Origin of the sequence: Parvularcula dongshanensis (genome assembly GCF_014199615.1) — a bacterium.
GTDB lineage: Bacteria > Pseudomonadota > Alphaproteobacteria > Caulobacterales > Parvularculaceae > Parvularcula > Parvularcula dongshanensis.
In genome coordinates this window covers 299,155-318,400 of sequence record NZ_JACHOB010000003.1, presented here as the reverse complement: position 1 = coordinate 318,400, position 19,246 = coordinate 299,155, and the positions used below count along the sequence as shown (strand labels likewise).

Annotated in this window: 22 protein-coding genes; 8 read left to right on the top strand and 14 right to left on the bottom strand. The window is 68.6% G+C overall.

Features of this window, described 5'->3' with window-relative positions; translation table 11 throughout:
- Positions 1-63 precede the first annotated feature (63 nt).
- From glnA to ruvX, 4 genes are all read right to left on the bottom strand, one after another.
- The gene (glnA, locus tag GGQ59_RS09495; protein WP_183817901.1) at positions 64-1,470 is read right to left on the bottom strand and encodes a type I glutamate--ammonia ligase; all 1,407 of its coding nucleotides are present in this window, start codon (positions 1,468-1,470) and stop codon (positions 64-66) included.
- Between the two features lie 168 nt (positions 1,471-1,638).
- Positions 1,639-2,235 carry a glycerol-3-phosphate 1-O-acyltransferase PlsY gene (gene plsY / locus GGQ59_RS09490; RefSeq protein ID WP_183817899.1) on the bottom strand — a complete coding sequence of 199 codons (597 nt, stop codon included), beginning with the start codon at positions 2,233-2,235 and terminating at the stop codon, positions 1,639-1,641.
- Complete coding sequence (locus GGQ59_RS09485) at positions 2,236-3,174, bottom strand: aspartate carbamoyltransferase catalytic subunit (protein WP_183817897.1); 939 nt, start codon at positions 3,172-3,174, stop codon at positions 2,236-2,238.
- Entirely contained in the window at positions 3,171-3,647 is a 477-nt protein-coding gene (ruvX, locus tag GGQ59_RS09480; RefSeq protein ID WP_183817895.1) for a Holliday junction resolvase RuvX, read from the bottom strand. Before ruvX ends, GGQ59_RS09485 begins: the two co-directional genes overlap by 4 nt.
- Between ruvX and GGQ59_RS09475 the strand changes: the two genes are divergently transcribed.
- The 6 genes from GGQ59_RS09475 (at position 3,646) to GGQ59_RS09450 (ending at position 7,668) form a co-directional block, all read left to right on the top strand.
- On the top strand, positions 3,646-4,416 hold the full coding sequence (locus GGQ59_RS09475; protein ID WP_183817893.1) for a hypothetical protein: 771 nt from the start codon (positions 3,646-3,648) through the stop codon (positions 4,414-4,416). The two genes, ruvX and GGQ59_RS09475, sit on opposite strands and share 2 nt — an antisense overlap.
- A gap of 22 nt (positions 4,417-4,438) precedes the next feature.
- Complete coding sequence (gene gatC / locus GGQ59_RS09470) at positions 4,439-4,738, top strand: Asp-tRNA(Asn)/Glu-tRNA(Gln) amidotransferase subunit GatC (protein ID WP_183817891.1); 300 nt, start codon at positions 4,439-4,441, stop codon at positions 4,736-4,738.
- Positions 4,735-6,240, top strand: a complete 1,506-nt coding sequence (gene gatA / locus GGQ59_RS09465) for an Asp-tRNA(Asn)/Glu-tRNA(Gln) amidotransferase subunit GatA (protein WP_183817889.1) — start codon at positions 4,735-4,737, stop codon at positions 6,238-6,240. The genes gatC and gatA overlap by 4 nt, the downstream gene beginning before the upstream one ends.
- A gap of 2 nt (positions 6,241-6,242) precedes the next feature.
- Positions 6,243-6,683 carry a VOC family protein gene (locus GGQ59_RS09460; protein ID WP_183817967.1) on the top strand — a complete coding sequence of 147 codons (441 nt, stop codon included), beginning with the start codon at positions 6,243-6,245 and terminating at the stop codon, positions 6,681-6,683.
- A 116-nt stretch (positions 6,684-6,799) separates the two neighbouring features.
- A complete protein-coding gene (locus GGQ59_RS09455) occupies positions 6,800-7,234 on the top strand; it encodes a VOC family protein (protein ID WP_183817887.1) in 435 nt (144 codons plus the stop codon).
- The gene (locus tag GGQ59_RS09450; protein WP_183817885.1) at positions 7,231-7,668 is read left to right on the top strand and encodes a DUF488 family protein, N3 subclade; all 438 of its coding nucleotides are present in this window, start codon (positions 7,231-7,233) and stop codon (positions 7,666-7,668) included. Before GGQ59_RS09455 ends, GGQ59_RS09450 begins: the two co-directional genes overlap by 4 nt.
- Here GGQ59_RS09450 and GGQ59_RS09445 read toward each other — a convergent pair.
- Both GGQ59_RS09445 and GGQ59_RS09440 read right to left on the bottom strand, forming a co-directional pair.
- A complete protein-coding gene (locus GGQ59_RS09445) occupies positions 7,619-8,317 on the bottom strand; it encodes a hypothetical protein (RefSeq protein WP_183817883.1) in 699 nt (232 codons plus the stop codon). The two genes, GGQ59_RS09450 and GGQ59_RS09445, sit on opposite strands and share 50 nt — an antisense overlap.
- 78 nt (positions 8,318-8,395) lie before the next feature.
- On the bottom strand, positions 8,396-9,199 hold the full coding sequence (locus GGQ59_RS09440) for a hypothetical protein (RefSeq protein ID WP_183817881.1): 804 nt from the start codon (positions 9,197-9,199) through the stop codon (positions 8,396-8,398).
- A 1,292-nt stretch (positions 9,200-10,491) separates the two neighbouring features.
- Between GGQ59_RS09440 and gatB the strand changes: the two genes are divergently transcribed.
- Together gatB and GGQ59_RS09430 are read left to right on the top strand one after the other, a co-directional pair.
- Complete coding sequence (gene gatB / locus GGQ59_RS09435) at positions 10,492-11,952, top strand: Asp-tRNA(Asn)/Glu-tRNA(Gln) amidotransferase subunit GatB (RefSeq protein WP_183817879.1); 1,461 nt, start codon at positions 10,492-10,494, stop codon at positions 11,950-11,952.
- A gap of 67 nt (positions 11,953-12,019) precedes the next feature.
- Positions 12,020-12,652 (top strand): GIN domain-containing protein, encoded by a 633-nt coding sequence (locus GGQ59_RS09430; RefSeq protein ID WP_183817877.1) that lies wholly within the window; start codon positions 12,020-12,022, stop codon positions 12,650-12,652.
- Positions 12,653-12,655: 3 nt separating this feature from the next.
- On the opposite strand, the gene rlmJ is transcribed toward GGQ59_RS09430, so the two are convergent.
- The 8 genes from rlmJ to GGQ59_RS09390 all read right to left on the bottom strand — a co-directional run bounded on the left by rlmJ (position 12,656) and on the right by GGQ59_RS09390 (position 19,166).
- Complete coding sequence (gene rlmJ / locus GGQ59_RS09425) at positions 12,656-13,426, bottom strand: 23S rRNA (adenine(2030)-N(6))-methyltransferase RlmJ (protein ID WP_183817875.1); 771 nt, start codon at positions 13,424-13,426, stop codon at positions 12,656-12,658.
- Positions 13,427-13,468: 42 nt separating this feature from the next.
- Complete coding sequence (locus tag GGQ59_RS09420) at positions 13,469-13,792, bottom strand: hypothetical protein (protein WP_183817873.1); 324 nt, start codon at positions 13,790-13,792, stop codon at positions 13,469-13,471.
- A gap of 104 nt (positions 13,793-13,896) precedes the next feature.
- Complete coding sequence (gene rsmA, locus GGQ59_RS09415; protein ID WP_183817871.1) at positions 13,897-14,721, bottom strand: 16S rRNA (adenine(1518)-N(6)/adenine(1519)-N(6))-dimethyltransferase RsmA; 825 nt, start codon at positions 14,719-14,721, stop codon at positions 13,897-13,899.
- Positions 14,718-15,746 (bottom strand): 4-hydroxythreonine-4-phosphate dehydrogenase PdxA, encoded by a 1,029-nt coding sequence (gene pdxA / locus GGQ59_RS09410; protein ID WP_183817965.1) that lies wholly within the window; start codon positions 15,744-15,746, stop codon positions 14,718-14,720. The genes rsmA and pdxA overlap by 4 nt, the downstream gene beginning before the upstream one ends.
- Positions 15,747-15,768: 22 nt before the next feature.
- Entirely contained in the window at positions 15,769-17,034 is a 1,266-nt protein-coding gene (locus GGQ59_RS09405) for a peptidylprolyl isomerase (RefSeq protein WP_183817869.1), read from the bottom strand.
- 108 nt (positions 17,035-17,142) lie between these two features.
- Positions 17,143-17,721 (bottom strand): DsbE family thiol:disulfide interchange protein, encoded by a 579-nt coding sequence (locus GGQ59_RS09400; protein WP_183817867.1) that lies wholly within the window; start codon positions 17,719-17,721, stop codon positions 17,143-17,145.
- 4 nt (positions 17,722-17,725) lie between these two features.
- Positions 17,726-18,388 carry a YitT family protein gene (locus GGQ59_RS09395; protein ID WP_183817865.1) on the bottom strand — a complete coding sequence of 221 codons (663 nt, stop codon included), beginning with the start codon at positions 18,386-18,388 and terminating at the stop codon, positions 17,726-17,728.
- Between the two features lie 127 nt (positions 18,389-18,515).
- Entirely contained in the window at positions 18,516-19,166 is a 651-nt protein-coding gene (locus tag GGQ59_RS09390) for a DnaJ domain-containing protein (protein WP_183817863.1), read from the bottom strand.
- Between the last annotated feature and the right edge of the window lie 80 nt (positions 19,167-19,246).

The window sequence follows — 19,246 nt, the reverse complement described above, 5'->3', positions numbered from 1 at the left end:
CCGATGGCCGGAAACGAGTGCGGCCCCCGAAGGGGCCGCATCGTCACCGAGGTGCAGGCGAGCTCAGTTCGAGTAGTACATGTCGAACTCGACGGGGTGCGGCGTCATGTTGAACCGCACGACCTCTTCCATCTTCAGGTTGAGGTAGCCGTCGATCTGGTCGTCGTTGAACACGCCGCCCTTCTTCAGGAACTCGCGGTCGCCGTCGAGCGAGGAGAGCGCCTGCTCGAGCGAGGAGCAGACCGTCGGGATGTTGGCGGTCTCTTCGGGCGGCAGGTCGTAGAGGTCCTTGTCCATGGCGTCGCCCGGATGGATCTTGTTCTCGATCCCGTCGAGGCCGGCCATGAGCAGCGCGGCGAAGGCGAGGTAGGGGTTCGCCATCGGGTCGGGGAAGCGGGCTTCCAGGCGCTTGGCCTTCGGGCTCGTCACCCACGGGATACGGATCGACGCGGAGCGGTTGCGCGAGGAGTAGGCCAGCATGACCGGCGCTTCGAAGCCCGGGACCAAACGCTTGTAGCTGTTGGTCGAGGGGTTCGTGAACGCGTTCAGCGCGCGGGCGTGCTTGATGATCCCGCCGATGTAGTGAAGGCAGGTGTCGGACAGGTCCGCATAGCCGTCGCCCGCGAAGATCGGCCCGCCGTCCTTCCAGATCGACTGGTGGACGTGCATGCCGGAGCCGTTGTCGCCGAAGACCGGCTTCGGCATGAAGGTCGCGGTCTTGCCGAAGGCGTGCGCGACCTGCCGCACCACGTATTTGTAGCGCTGCATCTGGTCGGCCATCGTGACCAGCGTGTTGAACTTCATGCCGAGTTCGTGCTGCGACGGCGCGACTTCGTGGTGATGCTTTTCGACGTCCAGGCCCATCTCGGCCATGTACATCAGCATCTCGCCGCGCATGTCCTGCTCGGAATCGACCGGGGGCAGGGGGAAGTAGCCGCCCTTGGCGCGGGGCCGGTGGCCCATGTTGCCGCCCTCATAGGCGGTCGCCGAGTTGTAGGGCCCTTCGCGGCTGTCGATCGCGTAGCCCATGTGGTTCTGGTCGGTGGCGATCTGGACGTCGTCGAAGACGAAGAACTCGGCTTCGGGACCGAAGAAGGCCGTGTCGCCGATGCCGCTGGACTTCAGGTAGGCCTCGGCCGCCTTCGCGGTCGTGCGCGGGTCGCGGTTGTAGGGCTGACCGGTGTCGGGCTCGAGGACGTCGCAGAAGACCGCGAGCGTCGGTTGCGCGAAGAACGGATCGCGCACGGCCGTCTTGGTGTCGGGCATGAGGATCATGTCCGACTTGTCGATCGACTTCCAACCGGAGATCGACGAGCCGTCGAACATCTGCCCTTCCTCGAAGAAGTCCTCGTCGACGAGGCCTTTGTCGAAGGTCACGTGGTGGCAGACGCCGCGCGGATCGGTGAAGCGCAGGTCGACGTACTTGATGTCGTCGTCCTTGATGGTCTTGAGAACGTCGGATGCGGACATGGGTACCTGTTCGTAGCTCCGGCCGGACGGCCTTGGGTGAGACGATCGCACCCTGGGAGGGCGCAAACCGCGCGGCAAGGACGAGCCGCAGGGCGCGACTCGCTGCTGCGGAAGCGATTAGCGTGAGCGTTCCCTGCTATCAAGCGGCCCGAACGGGGCCGAATGCGCTCAGGTGGTCTTCCGTTGCCCGATCTTGGGCTCGGTCCGGTTTCGGATACGCTCGATGTTGCCTTTGTGGCGGTAGAAGACGAGCGCGGTCATGAAGGCGGCCGCGACGGCGAAGGCCACGCCGCCCAGCAGCAGGAACAGAACGGGCGCGCAGAGCGCCGCCGCCAGCGCGCCCGCCGACGACCAGCGCGTGGTCGCCGCGGCGAGAAGCCAGATGATCGCGATCATGATCCCGACGCGCCAGTCGAAGGCGAAGGCGGTCCCGAGGTAGGTCGCGACGCCCTTGCCGCCGTGGAACCGCAGCCAGACGGGAAAGCAGTGGCCGAGGAACGCGCCAGCGCCCGCAAGCGCCATCGGCCAAGGCGCCCAGTGCGTCAAAAGGCCGGCGGCAACGACCGCGAAGGCGCCCTTGCCCGCGTCTAGGATGAGCGTCGCGAGCGCGAGGTCCTTGCGTCCCGTGCGCAGCACGTTGGTCGCGCCGATATTGCCCGAGCCCTGGGACCGCACGTCGCCGAGGCCCGCCATCTTGACGATGACGAGGCCGAACGGGACCGAACCCAAGAGGTAGCCTAGGGCGAAGGTGACGATCTCCTGCATTCAGCGCCCCTTGAGCGTTTCGAGCACCGCCATCCGCGTCGCGACGCCCTGGCGCACCTGGCTGAGGATCAGCGAGCGGTCCGGGTCGTCCGCCACCGCGCTGTCGATCTCCACGCCCCGGTTCATCGGCCCGGGGTGCATGACGAAGGCGCCGGGCGAGGCGGCCGCGAGCGCGTCCCAGCTGATGCCGTAGTCCTGGTGGTAGTCGGCGGAGCCTGTGTAGCGGTCCTCCGGCATGCGCTCCTTCTGAACGCGCAGCGGCATGACCACGTCCGCGCCGTCGAGGCCTTCGGACCGGTCGGTCGTCATCGCGATCTCGGGCAGGAAGGGCTTCGTCGGCAGGAGTTCCGGCGGGCCGATCAGGCGGACCGTCGCGCCGAGACGCACGAAGAGGGGGGCGGTCGAGGCGGCCACCCGGCTGTGCGCGACGTCGCCGCATATCGCGACGGTCAGACCCCTAAGGCCGTCCACCGCGCGGCGCCCCGTCGCGTGCATCAGGGTCGCAGCGTCGAGGAGCGCCTGGGTGGGGTGCCCAAAGGCGCCTTCGCCCGCATTCACGATGGCCGTGCCGAAGCCCGCGTCGTCGGCCGCATCGCGCGCCGTGCTGACGGCGCCGCTCTCGCCGGAGCGCAGGACGAGGATGTCGGCGCCCTGCGCGCACAGGGTCAGCACGGTGTCGCGGAGCGATTCGCCCTTATGGACCGAGGAGGCGGCGACGGGGACGACCGAGACCATGGCGCCGAGCCGCATCGCTGCCGTCTCGAAGGACAGGTTCGTTCGGGTCGAGTCCTCGTAGAAGAGGTTGAACTGCAGGCGTCCTGCGAGCCGCGGCGGCACCGCGCGCCCCTCGTCGAGGTCGGCCCGGCGATCGAGCGACAGGTCGAGGAGGGCGGCGAGCCCTGCGTCGTCGAGCCTGCTGAGGTCCGTCAGGTGTCTCATAGGCCGCCGGTCTGCCGCGCCGCGCGCAGACGGTCCAGGGCGCCTTGCAGGATGTAGGCGGCGGCGTGCGCGTCGATCACCTGCGCCCGCTTCGCCCGCTTGGTGTCGAGCGCGATGAGGCTGCGCTCCGCCGCCGCCGTCGAAAGCCGCTCGTCCCAGAAGGCGCAGGGGATCGGGTCGAGGCGCGCGAGGTTGCGTACGAAGGCGCGGGTCGACTGCGCGCGCGGTCCCTCGGTGCCGTCCATGTTGAGCGGCAGGCCGAAGACGAGGCCCGTGACCTTGCGCTCGGCGGCGAGGCGCAACACCTCCGCGGCGTCGTGGCCGAACTTCGTCCGCTTGATCGTCGTCACCGGCGAGGCCAGGCTGCGCTCGGGGTTGCTGACCGCGACGCCGATCGTCTTCGTGCCGAGGTCGAGGCCCAGCAGCGGCCCCTCGGCGAACGCGCCTGCGGCGGAAAGGAACGCCTCGTTCATGGCCCTTTGGCGGTGGCTTCTCGTCGGTCTGTGCGTCGTGTCGCTCGCGCTCGCAAGCCCGCTTCGCGCGGAGACGGCGGATGCCCGCGCCGAGCTGGACGAGGCGGCCTGGGCCTTCGCGCTCTGGGCGGGGGCGGTCGGGGACGCCGCCGCCCTCTTCGAGATCAGCGGTCCCGAAGTGAAGACGATCTGGGAGCACGACCCCAGCCTGCCGGATGCCGCCCGGAACCTCTTCGGGACGGCGGAGCCGGGCGGCGTCACGCTGCAGCTCTCGGGCCGGGGCTGGCGCATGCGATCGGGCGGGGCGGAGCGGCTCCTGACGCGGAACGCCGCGCATGAGGTCGCCCATGTGTGGCAGTACTCTCTCGGCGATGCCGATCGGGCCCCCCGCTGGCTTCACGAAGGGTTCGCCGACGCCCTCGCTCGCGAGGCGCTCGGCGCGGAGGGCGCCCCCGCCGCGCCCGCGGCGCGATGCCGGGACGTGCTGCGCAAGCGTCCCGTAAGCTTGGCCCAGAGGGCAGGGGACGAGAACGCCATCTACGACTGCGGGTCCGTCATCGTCAGCGCGGTGGCGGCGGCGCGCGGCGAGAGCGTGCGCGACCTCTACCGCGCCTTCGCGGCGAACGGGTTCAGCCGCGCGGGCCTGCTCACGCTCGCCGACGAGGCGAGCCCCAAATATGGCCGCAGCGTCACCGCCTTCCTGCGCACCGACTACAGCATGGCCGACCCGGCATGGGTCATCGAACAGCTTCGCGCTGGACGGCTTTGAGAGCCGCTGATAGCTCGCGCGCATGAGCATTGACGAGAAGACCGTCGCCAAGGTCGCGAAGCTCGCGCGGATCGCGCTGCCCGAAGAGCGCCTGGCGCCGATGACGCACGAGCTGAACGGGATCCTGAACTGGATCGAGCAGCTGCAGGAAGTCGACGTCGAGGGCGTCGAGGCGATGGCCTCGAGCGTCCACGCCGCGCTGCCCCTGCGCAAGGACGAGCTGAAGACCGACGAGACCGGCGGCGGCCGCCCCGAAGAAGTCGTCGCGAACGCGCCGCGCACGGAGGACCACTTCTTCGTCGTCCCGAAGGTGGTGGAATGAGCGACCCGACCGATCTGAGCCTCGCCCAGCTGCGTGACGCGCTGGCCGCGAAGGACGTCTCCTCCGCCGAGGCGACCGACGCCTATCTCTCCAAGATCGAGGGCGCCTCGGCGCTCAACGCCTACGTCCGCGTCGAGGGCGACAAGGCGCGCGAGGCCGCGAAGGCGTCCGACGATCGCCGGGCGAAGGGCGAGGCGGGCCCGCTCGAAGGCGTGCCGCTCGGCATCAAGGACCTCTTCTGCACCAAGGGCATTCCGTCGACCGCCGCGAGTCGCATCCTCGAGGGCTTCACGCCGCCCTACGAGAGCACGGTGACGTCGAACCTGCTGCGAGACGGAGCGGTGTTCCTCGGCAAGCTGAACATGGACGAGTTCGCCATGGGCTCGTCCAACGAGACGAGCGCCTTCGGCCCCGTCATCAACCCCTGGCGGAAGTCGGGCTCGAACGCGACGCATATCGGCGCGGACGGCAAGGTCGAAGGCGGCCTGACGCCGGGCGGCAGCTCCGGCGGCTCGTCATCGGCGGTCGCGGCGCACCTCTGCGCGGCGGCGACGGCGACCGACACCGGGGGCTCGATCCGCCAGCCGGCCTCTCTTACGGCGACGGTCGGCGTGAAGCCGACCTATGGCCGGTGCTCGCGCTGGGGAATCGTCGCCTTCGCTTCCTCGCTCGACCAGGCAGGGCCGATCGCGCGGGACGTCCGCGACGCGGCGATCATGCTGCGAAGCATGGCGGGGCACGATCCCAAGGACTCGACCTCGATCGACCGACCGGTGCCCGACTACGAGGCGGCGCTGGGGCAGGGGGTCAAGGGCCTGAAGGTCGGCGTGCCGAAGGAGTACCGCCTCGACGGGATGCCTTCCGAGATCGAGGCACTCTGGCAACAGGGCATCGACTGGATGCGCGACGCGGGCGCGGAGGTCGTGGAGATTTCCCTGCCGCTGACCAAGTACGCGCTGCCGGTCTACTACATCGTCGCGCCGGCGGAGGCGTCGTCGAACCTCGCACGCTATGACGGGGTCAAGTACGGGCTTCGCGTCGAGGACCCCGACATCCAGACCATGTACGCCAAGACCCGGGCTGCGGGCTTCGGGCAGGAGGTGCAGCGGCGCATCCTGATCGGAACCTACGTCCTGTCGGCCGGCTACTACGACGCCTACTACCTCCGCGCACAGAAGGTCCGTAAGAAGATCGCCGACGAGATGAACGAGGCGTTTGGGTCGGTCGATCTCATGCTGACGCCCTCGACGCCGTCCGCCGCCTTCGGCCTCGGCGAGAAGTCGTCCGATCCCGTCGAGATGTACCTCAACGACGTCTTCACCGTGACGGCGAACCTAGCCGGCATCCCGGGCGTTTCGGTCCCCGCCGGGATCGACGCGCAAGGGTTGCCGCTGGGGCTTCAACTCCTCGGGCGTCCCTTCGACGAGGAGACGCTGCTGCGCGGCGCGAAGGCGATCGAAGATGCGGCGGGCTTCACGGCGCGCCCTGAGAAGTGGTGGTGAGCATGGAGTACCTGCACACGATGGTTCGCGTGGCGGACCTCGACGAGTCGCTCGCGTTCTACCGCGACGCGCTCGGCCTCGAAGAGGTCCGGTGGATGGAGAACGAGAAGGGGCGCTTCACGCTCGTCTTCCTCGCGGCTCCCGGCGACAAGGACCGCGCCGAGCGGGACAAGTCGCCGATGGTCGAGCTGACCTATAATTGGGATCCCGAAGAGTACTCGGGCGGGCGGAACTTCGGTCACCTCGCCTACCGCGTGGACGACCTTTACGCCCTTTGCGAGAAGCTGCAGGCGGCGGGCGTGACGATCAACCGTCCGCCCCGCGACGGACACATGGCTTTCGTCCGATCGCCGGACGGCATCTCGGTCGAGCTTCTGCAGAAGGGCGACGCCCTGCCGCCGCAGGAGCCCTGGGCGAGCATGCCGAACGAGGGGACCTGGTAAGGGCCCCACCGCTTAGCTCTGCTCGTTCCGAGGCTTGCACCCTACTGCGCTAAAGCGTTGCGGCGTCGCGCCCTGCGCGCGTACAAAAGGGGAACATTCGCGAAGGGAGAGTGGCCATGACCGAGATGACGCAGCGGGTCTACGCCGGCATGGTCGTCAAGGACACGAAGACGGCGCTGGCGCTCTACGAGAAGGCGTTCGGCGCGAGGCTCGGCGACGTCATGGAGCACGACGGCGCCGTCCTCCACGCGAGCTTCGAGCTTCAGGGCAACACGGTCTTCATCAACGACGACCTCGAGATGATGCCGCGGCGGATGCATGACGGCGTGCAGTCGGTCGGCTTCTACGTCTACTTCGACGACGTCGACGCGGCGCATAAACAGGCGGTGGACGCGGGCTGCGAGGGCCTGAACGAGCCTTCCGACATGTTTTGGGGCGACCGGACCTCGGTCGTGAAGGACCCCTTCGGCTACGTCTGGACGCTGGCGCAGCAGGTCAGGCAGATGACGCCCGAAGAGATGGAAGAAGCGCGGAAAGCGGAGGGTTGGTGACGGAAGCCACGCTCGCCACGATCGGCTACGAGAACGCAACGCTGCCCGAGGTGATCGAGAAGCTGAAGGCGGCGAAGGTCGAGGTGCTGATCGACGTGCGCGCCGTCGCCGCGTCCCGGCGGCCGGGCTTCTCGAAGACCATGCTGTCGAACTCCCTGCGCGAGGAGGGCATCGACTACCTCCACCTGCGCGCGCTCGGTACGCCGAAGCCGGGCCGGGAGGCCGCCCGTAAGGGCCGCATCGACGAGATGCGCGCCATCTACGACGAGCACTTGGCCGACCCCGCCGCCATCGCGGAACTCGCCAAGGCGGCGGAGGTCGCCCGTGGGCGTAAGGCGGCGCTCCTCTGCTACGAGCGCGAGGCGCATGGCTGCCACCGCCGCGTCATCGCGGAGCGGCTGGCGGCGGAGGGGTTTGTGGCAGAGGATCTGTAGGCTCGGCGACGCCGACCTCGCCTCTCGCCGCGAAGTAGCTCCGCCAGAGCGCCTCGATCGGATCGTGCGGCGCAGGGCACTCGGCGATCGGCTCCGGCGGCTCCTCCTCGTCCATGCTCGTCGTCCAGCACTCGCCGAATACGGAGCAGTAGCACAAGGACAGCGCCATCTTCTCCTGCGCCGCCTGGGCGCCGGTCGCGAGGAATGCGAGGAAGTCCTCGCGGTTCTCTTCGTTCTCCGGCCAGCGGAAGGTCATGGCCTTCTGGCTCTCGTTCGCCTGGTAGTAGCCGCGTAGCGTCGCCCAGCTGAAGTCGGCGCTCCGAGCCAGCGAGGGCGGCAGGATCGCCGAGGCGAAGGCCTGGTAGTCCTCCGCAGGCTCGGCATCGATGAGCAGGTCGGCCGACTTCACGTAAGCGACGCCGTTGCCGCTGTTGCGGACTTCGATGCTGACGCGAAGGTCATCCGCCGCCGTGCTGAGCGTCGTCTGCACTTCTAGGATCGGCATGAAGGCCGCGCGCTGGCTCTTGCGCAGGAGCCGGCTTTCGTCCCACGCGACGAAGACCGCCACCACGCTGGTGACGAGCGCGGCGAGCGCGATGATCGTGTTCGAGTTGAAGTTCCGCCCCCAGCGGCGTGCGCGTTCCTGCACCGTTCCCCCCGGTCGTCCCCTTGGCGAGGTCAGTCGAGAAGAGGCTAACGGAGGGGAACCGGAACTGCCAGCGGCCCGCTACCCGTCCCGACCGAAGAGGTCCCTCGGCCTGACCGCGTTGAACTCGTAGGTCAGGATCGTCTGGAACAGGAGGTCGTCGGACTTGTCGTTGAGGCCGACGGCGACGCCCGTGTGCAGCGTCAGCAGGTTCGTAAGCCCGATGTCGAGCGTCGGCTCGGCATATTGGAAGCCGCCTTCGCCTTCGAACGCCGGGCCGTAGCCGCCGTGATACTCGATCCCCGGCTGGAAGGTGGCGTGGCGCCGATAGTAGGCGCCGAGGTCGAGCGACAAGGACGGCGTGCGCCAATCCTCCTCGCCGGTCGTCGCCATGGACAGGCGCGGGTTCGCGACGAGGCGGACGTCGTCGAGATCCTTGTCGAGGATCAGCCGCGCCTCGATCTCCTGCTCTGCGTAGCCGTCACGGGGAATGTAGTACTCGACGTACAGGCCTGTGTTCACCGGCCAGTCGTAGCGGTTCGCGAAGCGGTAGCGGGCGATGAGGCGGCCTTCCGTGAACCGCATCGGCTCGCCCCGCGCGTCGCCGAAGTCGAGGTAGCCGCCGACCGTCAGCTTGTCGGTCAGGCCGTACTCGACCTCGGCAGAGTAGGCCGTCAGCCCGTCCCGTGTCGTATCCGCCCCGAGCGCGTCGTACGGCATGTCGCCGTCCGCCACGTGCGTCGCCAAGCCGTTGAGCTCCAGCCATCCCTTCATCGGCTGCTCGTAGTCGTAGGTCCGCAGGAAGGTCGGCGGCATCTCGCCCGACTCTTGGGCGAGGACAGGCGTGGCGAGGAGGCCGAGCGGGAGGAGGAGAGCGAAGCGCATCACCGCGACCCTGCCTCGAAGGTGACGCCGTCGAAGGCGACCGCGACGGGCGACCAGAGGACTTGCCTGTCTGCCGCCCGTAGTGGGGCATGTCCGTTGGCGTCACGGTCACCTCCATCCGGTACTCGCCGGTGCGGGGGACGCGCCAGTTCTTGCCGTAATGATAGAGCCAGCTGTGCCAGAGCATCGGCACCTCGTCCGTGACGGTGTAGCCGTCGCCGTCCGTGACCGTCGCCGCCACGTCCGCCAGGCCGTAGAACGCGCCCGTTCGGGGGTTGCGCGGCGCGACCTCGACGTGAGCGTTCTCCGACATCGAGCCGTCGTTCTCGATCGAGTAGCGGAACTTGCCCTTGTCCGAGAACTGCCAGAACCCCTCGGCGTACTCGACGGCGTAGTCGACGATCATGCCGCCGGACTGCTTCTCGCCGCCCGACGATGCCTGGCTCCACATGGTCTCGAGCGTCGCCTCCAGCGCCGCGCGGCGCTCGGCGATCAGGTCCTGCGGCGGCTGCGCCTCTGCCCGCTCGCTCGCCGTCGGCCCGGCTAAGTCGAGGCGCGAGGGCAGGTCGAAGCTTGCTTCGACAGGCTCCGAGTAGCGGTCGCCATTGTAAGGATCGTGCCGCATCAGGCGTAGCGGCTCGATGTGCACGGCGAGCCGGGAAGCGCCTCGCGGCAGCGTCACGTTCGCGCCGTAGGCGTCGGTCACCGGGTAGAGCGCCTGAACAAGCTCGGTCTCGCGCGCCCCGCGCGGCTGCGCCGTGACCGTCAGGTTCGGCACGAAGCGACGCGTCGCGCGATCGAGGACGAACAGCCGTAGCTGCGCCTCGCCCTTGGGCGCATCTTGCCAGGAAGCCGCAGTGCCGCGGCCAAGCCGCCAGTAGCCTTCGGCCGGCGTGAGGACCGCGACGAGCGTATAGTCGCCGGCGTTCGTCTCGGCAGACCAAGCCGCGCCCTGCCGTTCCCACGCGACCAGGACCTCGTAGGCCCGGCCCTGCCGCGCGGCGAGGCCCAGCTGTTCTCGGTTCGCCTCGTTGCTGACGACGTTGGGCGGAATGTGGGGCGGGGTCTGAGCGGCGGCGGCGGAGAGCCCGAAGGCGGAAAGATAGGTGACGGCGGCCTGCGTCGATCGCATCGTGGCCTCCTGTCTCCGAAGCGCGCCGGACGAACAGCCTGGCAACTTATTGGTTCATGGAGGAGCGAAACCTCTTCGGATTTGGCGGACCTCTTGCCTTGCGGGACGGGAAGGACTTCAACCGAGGCCGACCGAACGCGACCCATCAGGACGACACGACATGACCCAGCCCCGTAAGCTCCTTCGCGGCGAGACCGGCGACTGGGAGGTCGTGGTCGGGCTCGAGGTGCACGCGCAGGTGTCGTCCGTGGCGAAGCTCTTCTCGGGCGCCTCCGCCGCCTACGGCGCGGGGCCGAACGAGAACGTCTCGCTCGTCGACGCGGCGATGCCGGGCATGCTGCCAGTGATCAACGAGTTCTGCGTGGAGCAGGCAGTGCGCACCGGGCTCGGCCTCAACGCCAAGATCAATAAGTGGTCGCGCTTCGACCGCAAGAACTACTTCTACCCCGACTTGCCGCAGGGCTATCAGATCAGCCAGTACCAGGACCCGATCGTCGGGGAGGGCGAGATCGAGGTCGAGGTCGGCGACGAGACCGTCACCATCGGCATCGAGCGGCTGCACCTCGAGCAGGACGCCGGCAAGTCGATCCACGACCTCGCGCCGAACGCGTCCTACGTGGACCTCAACCGCTCGGGCGTCGCGCTGATGGAGATCGTCTCCAAGCCCGACATGCGCTCGGCGGAGGAGGGCGCGGCCTACTTCTCGAAGCTTCGCACGATCCTTCGCTACCTCGGCACCTGCGACGGCAACATGGACCAGGGCTCGATGCGGGCCGACGTGAACGTGTCCGTCCGCCGTCCGGGCGAAGCCCTCGGTACGCGGACCGAGACGAAGAACGTCAACTCGATCCGCTACGTCCGTCAGGTCATCGACTACGAGGCGCGTCGCCAGATCGAGGTCTTGGAGAATGGCGGCACGATCGATCAGGAGACGCGCCTCTTCGACGTGAAGACGGGCGAGACGCGGACCATGCGCTCCAAGGAGGATGCGCACGACTACCGCTACTTCCCCGATCCGGACCTCCTGCCGCTCGAACTGCCCGACGCGTTGATCGAGCGCGTGAAGGCCTCGCTGCCGGAGCTGCCGGACCAGAAGAAGCACCGCTTCATGGAGAGCTTCGGCCTGTCGCCCTACGACGCGGCCGTCCTCGCCGCGGACAAGCCCGCGGCGGACTACTTCGAGGCGGTCGCCTCGGGCCGCGACGGCAAGCTCGCCGCGAACTGGGTCACGACGGAACTCTTCGGCGTGCTGAACAAACGCGGCGAGACGATCGAGGAGAGCCCGATCTCGGCGCGCCAGATGAACGGCCTCCTCGGCCTGATCGAGGACAAGACCATCTCCGGCAAGATCGCCAAGCAGGTCTTCGAGATCATGCTCGAGGAGGGTGGCGACCCCGCCGAGATCGTCGAGAACCGTGGGTTGAAGCAGGTCACCGACACCGGCGCGATCGAGGCGGCCGTGGACGAGGTCATCGCCGCGAACCCCGATCAGGTCGCCAAGGTCAAGGAGAAGCCCAAAGCGCTCGGCTGGTTCGTAGGCCAAGTGATGAAGGCGACGGGCGGCAAGGCCAACCCGCAGGCGGTGAACGAGATTCTTCGGGAAAAGCTCGGGGTCGAGTAGCGCGGCCCCTTGAAACCGGGTTCAGCCATTCCGATAAACGATAAACCATCGGAACGGGGACTCATCCATGCTTCAAGCCCGCCTTCTCGCCGCGCTACCTGCGGCGTTCGCCCTCAACGCCTGCGTCATCGTCGTCGACGGCGATGGCAGCGATGGGAACTACCGTGGAAGCTTCGACGCGGAGAGCAAACGTCCTGCGCCGCCTGCCGATGCGGAGGTGCGTGCGTTCGACGAGCTTCATGCGGCGTCCGGCGCGACCGTTCGCCTGCGTCCAGGTGCCACCTACCGGGTCGTCCTCGATGAGCGCGCGGTCGAGACCGGCAACTACGACGTCGACGACGGCGTCCTGAAGGTCGAGTGCCGCAAGCCCTGCCGCAACGGCATGCGCGGCGAGGCGGTCGTCTACGCGCCGACGGTCTCGGCGCTGCAGGCCAGTTCGGGCGCCGACCTGATCGTCGAGGACGGCTTCGACAGCGTCGCCTCGTTGAGCCTCCGCGCGAGCTCCGGCGCCGACCTCGATGCCCGCCGCCTCGCCGCTTCCGAAGTGACGGCCCAGGCGAGTTCGGGCGGCGCTATTCGTCTGACGGCGCTCGATACCCTCGACGGCAGCGCCTCGTCGGGCGGCGACGTGCGCTACTGGGGCCAGCCGCGCGTGGACGCGTCGGAAAGCTCCGGCGGAGACGTTCGGCGCGGCGACTGAGCCTCAAGCCGAAAGGACCTGCGGTGCGAGGATTCGACCCGCGCCGAGGTCCGCGGCCGCCCCGAAGGGCGGATTCCAAAGAACGAGGCCGGAGCCCTCCATGCCGCCCGGCCTCAACGGCTCGAAGCCGACCTCGTGGCGTGCCGCCCCGGCCCCTTCCAAAGCAGACGCCATCGCTTCGTGCCGCCCGGTGGGCAAGAGGGGATACCAGACGAGGATCGCCGCCTCGGGCCACTTCGCGGCGAGCTGAGGAACGAAGTCCGCGACCCGTCCGTACTCGTCCTTCACTTCGTAGGACGGGTCTATCAGGACCAAACCCCGCCTGGGCTTCGGCGGACTGACCGCCAGAACGCCCTCGTAACCGTCCCTCGCGTGAACCTCCGCCCCCGTCGTCTTCATCGCTCGCTTGAGGGCGCTGGCCTCCTGCGGGTGCTTCTCCATCAGGACGATCCGGTCCTGTTTTCGCAACAGATGCGCCGCTATCGCGGGAGAGCCGGGGTATGCGGAAGGACCATTCGCCGCCCGCGCCGACATGACGGCGTCATGGAAGGGGGAGGGGGGCAGGCCTTCGAGCCGCCCGATCCCCGCTGCCGCCTCGCCGGTCTTCGCCGCCTCCGCACCGCTGAGATCGTAGAGCGCGCGTCCGGCATGGGTCTCCATGTAGGTGACGCCGCGATCCTTCGCCGTCAGCCGGGCGAGGAGGGCGGCAAGGGCCGCATGCTTGTGCAGATCCGCTGGGCCGCCGGCATGGTAGGCATGTTGGTAGGAGAGCATAGGTCTTGTTGCCGGAAGCCGGCGGGCGGCGGAAGGCCGACCTTAGAGGCGATCCTTCAGGTGCCTTACGGGATCGTAGTCCCGTCCGGGCTCGCTGTGCCGTTTGAGCGCCCCGCGGATGCGCTGATAGCCCTTCCTCGGATCGGCGATGCCCGGCTCCCGCCAGATGCAGTCCGGACCGTAACGCCGGGCGGGGCGCCCCCCGCCAGTAACGAGCGCGGACACGAAGGTCATCGTCGCCTCTTCCCAGCGGTGACGGCCGAGGACGGGCGAGTAGGCGAGGTGGATCTCCTCGTCGACGAGCACGTGGATCGGGTCGGGTTCGGCTTCACTGGTTTGAAACGGCTCGCGAAAGGCAGGCTGCATGGCGGGCTCTCTCCAAACGATACCCCCTTAGAATAGCGCAAGTCCCCTTCGCGTTCCCCTTGATTTTTCAACGTTTTGCTAACCTCGATGTGACCGCGTGGGGCTCACATTTCACTTGCCGTTAACCACGCGGAAAGCTTCTCGTACGCCGCCACGGGTATCGCTTCCGCCCGCGCGGTTTCGATGACGTCCGCCGCCTCCAGCGCCTCTTCGAGACGCGGACCGAAGACGGGCTTCAGGCTCGACCGGACCATCTTCCGGCGCTGCGAGAACGCGGCCTGCGTCACCCGCTCGAGGGCGGGCAGGTAGGGCGGCAGGGGCTTGTCGTCGAAGACGAGGACGGCGCTGTCGACCTTGGGCGGCGGGGTGAAGGCGCGCGCGGGCAGATAGAAGCCGAGCCGCGGCACGCTCGCGGCCTGCGCGAGGACCGACAGGCGGCCATAGGTCTTGGAGCCGGGCTCGGCGAGGATCCGCTCGCCCACCTCGCGCTGGAACATCAGCACGCAGCGAGACCACCAGCGCGGCCGGACGGTGAGCCACTTCACGAGGAGTTCGGTCGAGATGTTGTAGGGCAGGTTCGACGCGATGACCGCGGGCGTACGTGGCAGGAGAGCGGTCTCGTCGGCGGCCAACGCGTCGGCCTCCGCCCAGGACAGCCGTCCCTCGTAAGCCTCCGCCATCTGCGCGAGGATCGGCGGGATCCGCCGGTCTCGCTCGATCGCCACGACGTCCGCACCGGTGTCGAGCAGCGCCCGCGTCAGCCCGCCGGGGCCGGGGCCGACCTCGAGCACGACGTCGCCAGGACCCGCTTCGGTGAGGCGCGCGATCTTCGCCGTCAGGTTGAGGTCGAGGAGAAAGTGCTGGCCGAGGCCCTTGCGCGCCGCGAGGCCATGCTCGGCGATCACCTCTCGCAGCGGGGGAAGGCTCACGAGGCGAACGCCGCCCGCGCCGCTGCCATCCGTGCCGCTTGAAGGATCGCCCCGGTCATGCTGTCGGCGCGCGCGACGCCGCGGCCGGCGATCGGGAAGGCGGTGCCATGGTCCGGCGAGGTGCGGACGACGGGAAGGCCGAGTGTGACGTTGACCGCGTCGTGGAAGGCGACCGTCTTGATCGGGATCAGCGCCTGGTCGTGATACATGGCGAGGGCGGCGTCGTAGGCGACGCGGGCCTCCTCGTGGAACAGCGTGTCCGCTGGGATCGGACCGAAGGCCTCGACGCCTTGCTCCCTCAACGCGGCGATAGCGGGTTCGATAACGTCGCGTTCCTCCGTACCCATCGCGCCGCCCTCTCCGGCATGCGGGTTGAGGCCGGTCACGGCGAGCCGAGGCTCGCGAACGCCGAAGTCGCGGCGAAGCGCCTGCGCCGTCACCATGCCGGTCCGGACGATCCTGTCGGCGGTCAGAAGGGAAGGAACGTCCGCCAGACGTTCGTGGATCGTCACCGGCACGACGCGGAAACGTCCCGCGGCGAGCATCATCACTGGTCCCCGGACGAAGCCCTGCGGCAGCGCAGCGTCATCCGTCAGCGCGCCAAGATACTCTGTATGCCCGGGATAGGAGAAACCGGCGTCCAGCAGGACCTTCTTGTGGATGGGCGCGGTCGCAACGCCGGCGGCTTCGCCCGCAAGGCAGAGCGCGACGGCCTGATCGATCGAACCGGTAACCGCATCGGCCGTCGCACCCGACGGCGTGCCGGGCGTCACGTGCAGCAGGGCATCGGTCACGCCGCGCGCCAGCGGCAGGACGGGAAGCGCGGCCGGAAACACGGCCGCCGCGTCCGCGGCCCTTTCGATCGAGCCGACCCGGACCCCGACGCCAACCGTGCGGACGATCTTCTCGACCCGTGCCGGATCGTCGATCAGGAAGAAGACGGGCGCGTTTCCCGGCGGCTCGGCGGCGAAGCGGGCGTAGGACTTGAGCACGACCTCGGTGCCGATCCCCGCCGGCTCGCCCATGGTGACGGCGACGGGGACGGGCTCAGCCACCCGTGCCGAGCCGCATCTGAACGGCGCTGTCCCGCTCGACGTCGCGAAGGTAGCGGCGCGATATGCGGTCCAGGGCTTCCGTGTAGAGCTGGTTCTCGATCTGGCTTCGGCTGGGCAGGCCGAGTCCCTCGTCGCGGGCGCACATCATCACGGCGTGATAGGCGCCGTTCGACTCGATGAGGTCCGACGTCTCGCCGCGCTGAAGGGTCGAGAGGGCGGGGCGGAAGGGCGCCTCGAAGGCCGACTCCGGCAGCATGGGCAGCGCCGTGACGCCGATCCCTTCGCCGAGGTCGACCGAAAGCGTCTCGGCGTTGCAGGCATTGGTCAGGCGCAGGCGGTCGAACGCCGCAGCGGCCGTGTCCCGGCCGACCGACATCGGCGCACCGGCATAGGCGACCTCGTAGGACCGCTCGCCCGCCTGCGCCGCGCTTCGCCGTTCCCGCATGGCCAACAAGACGAGCATGTCGCCCGAGGGGACGGGCGCCGAGACGCTGCCGGGTTCGAGCGTGCTCGCGAGCTGCGCGATCTCGGGCCGCATCTCGCTGGCCCGCATCCAACCGAGGTCGCCGCCTCGCGCCGCCGAAGGACAGGCCGAGAACTGTTGGGCGAGCGCGCGGAAGGGAACGCCCTGCCGCATCTGCTCGATCATCTGAAAGCCGACCTGCTGCATCTGCTGCGCCTGGCTCGGATCGTCGAGCGGCAGGCAGATCTCCGACACGAGGAACTGTTCGTCCTGAGTCCGGGCGCGCAGGTCGGTGAGGACGTCCTCGACCTCTTCGTCGGTGACGTTGACGCGGCTGCTATAGCGGCCGCGGACGAGCTGCTCCCAGGTGATGTCGGCGCGAATGCGTTCGCGGAGGCTGTCGAGGGCGATTCCCTGTTGCGCGAGGTCGCGTTCGAGTTCGGCGACCGTGCCGCCGCCCGAGCTCGCGATCCGCTCGAGCTCGGCGTTGACCTCTTCGTCGCTGACCGTGAACTCGAGACGCTCGGCCTCGGACAGCTTGAGACGCTCCTCGATCAGGTCGCGCAGCGCCTGTCCCTGCATCTGCTCGAGCGCGCCCTCGGGAAGCTGTGCGCCGGCGGTCGCCATCATCAGGCGCACGCGCTGCTGGACGTCGAAGGTGGAGATCGGGTCGTCGTTGACGACCGCGGCGACGGCGGTGCCGACCTGTGGCCGCGGCTCGGGCTGCTCGTCCTGCGCAGCCGCTGCGCCGAGCGCCGCCGTGCCCGCAAGGATCGCCGTTAGTAGTGCGCGCATGCTCGCCCGTTCCTCATGGTACCAGCCCCGGCACCGATTCCGGCACGGACAGTAGACGGGGCGGGGGACCGTGCAAACCGCCCGGCGGTGAAACTCTCGCAACCGCCCTCAGCCGCCACCGGGCGCGCCTCCCGGCATGACGGGATCCGGGTCGGGTTCGAGGGCCTTCAGCGCTTCGAGCTTGGGCGCGAGGTCCCGGCGCCAGGCGTCCGGCGTCATCATGCCGACGTGGCGATGACGGATCACGCCGTTCGAATCGATCAGGAAGGTCTCGGGCGCGCCGGTGACGCCGAGGTCCAGGATGGCCGTGCTCTTCGGCTCGATCCCGACCTTCACATAGGGGTTGCCGCGCCGTTCCAGCCACGCGGCGGCGTCCTCGGGGGTGTCGCGCCAGTCGAGGCCGTAGATCGCCACCCCCTCGCTGGCGAGCTGCATCAAGAAGGGGTGCTCCACCGCGCAGGGCGCGCACCAGCTGCCGTAGACGTTGAGAAGGTGGGGCCTGCCGCGCAGGTCATCGTCGCTCAACGCCTCGCCCCGGCCCGGTACGGGTTCGAGCGACAGGCCCGGCACCGGCTCGTTCAACAGCGCGGAAGGCTGGACCGAAGGGTCGATCGCCAGCCCACGCACGGCGAAGACGAGGATCACGCCGAGGACGAGGACGGGCAGGATGTAGAGAGCGCGGTTCATAAGGTCAGTAGCCGAGGTAGCGGCCTGGCTTGTGGTTGACGATGAGGACGCCGTTGATCGCCGCCGCGGACATCACCGAGAGCGCGAATTGCTGTGCCGTCTCCACGATCGGCAGCGACAGGGCAAGGATGACGACGTCGCCGATCAGCTGTGTCCGGCCAGCGTTCCAGCCGCGGGTCTTCTGCAGGGACAGGGCGACGACGCCGGACCCGCCGACGCCCGCGGCGTGCCGCGCGAGCGACAGGATGCCCATGCCGATGATCGTCCCGCCGAACAGCGATGCGACCAGCGGCTCGATGTGATCGAACGCCACGACACGGTTCACGACCGCCCCGAGGACGACGATGAGGACGCTGACGATTCCGGTCTTGACCGTGAACCCCTTGCCCATCACCCGCCACGCCAGGAGCAGGAAGGGCAGGTTCACGAGGAGGAACAGCGTACTCGGCGAAACCGGCACGAGGTAGGAGAGCAGAAGCGCGATCCCGGCCATGCCGCCGGTCACGAGCCCGGCTTCGCGCAACATGACCATGCCCGCGATGAGGAAGGACGATCCGATCGCGAAGGCGTACACGTCCTCGCCGAGACTGTGCCGACGCCCGGCTTCGGGCGGCCGGACGTCGCGACGGACGCTGCGGTATCGGGCGAAGCGGGAGAGCAGAAACATTCTTTCGCAGTGCAGCAAGCACTGGCCGGTCTGGCCGCTCAAGACGGTGATGGCAAGACGGGCCGCCGCCCACGCTATTCGAAGCGCAGGCCGTCACGGTCCTCGGAAGTCGCCCGTCGCCAAGGGCTCAGACGAAACCGGCCTTCTTCAGGAGCTGGTGCGCCTTCACCACGTCCTGCAGCTGCGCCTCGGCCGAGCGGTCGCCCTCGTTCGAGTCGGGGTGGTAGCGCTTGACGAGCTCGGCGTAGCGGCGGCGGATGTCGGACTTCGCCGCGTTGTGCGGGAGGTTCATCGTGCGGAAGGCCTGGACCTGAAGCTTGGTCAGTCGCCGGCCCTCGCGGTACACGCCATCGTCCCGGCCGCTGCCCGGCTCCATGCGCGTCTGGCCGCCGAGCGCATCGTCGATCTCGTGCATGCCGTTCAGGCCGGCCTTGGCCGCCGCGGACGCCCGGCCATTGGCCGAGAACTTCCACGTCGGACGATCGCCATAGCGCGCGGCGTGGCGCATCGCTGCGGCCTCGGAGTCGGTCTTGCCGGAGAAGAAGTTCCAGTTCTTGTTGTGCTCGCGCGCATGCGCCGTGCACAGCCACAGGTACTCGTTCATCTTCTCGGGACTCTTCGGCGCGCGCGCTTCGGCCGGCGCATCGCAATCATCGCGATCGCAAAGGCGCGCCTCGGTCTTCGCCCACGACTTCTTCGCGGTCTTGGACGTGCCGGAGGGTTTCACGCGGATGTCGAAGCCGTGGCGGGGCTTGTAGCTGAAGTCGTCCTTGGGCATGCGCGGAATATGGCGCGCGAAGCCTTACCGAACCAGACTTGACAGGAAACGCTTTCGCGCGCGTGCTGCCCGGCTTTTTC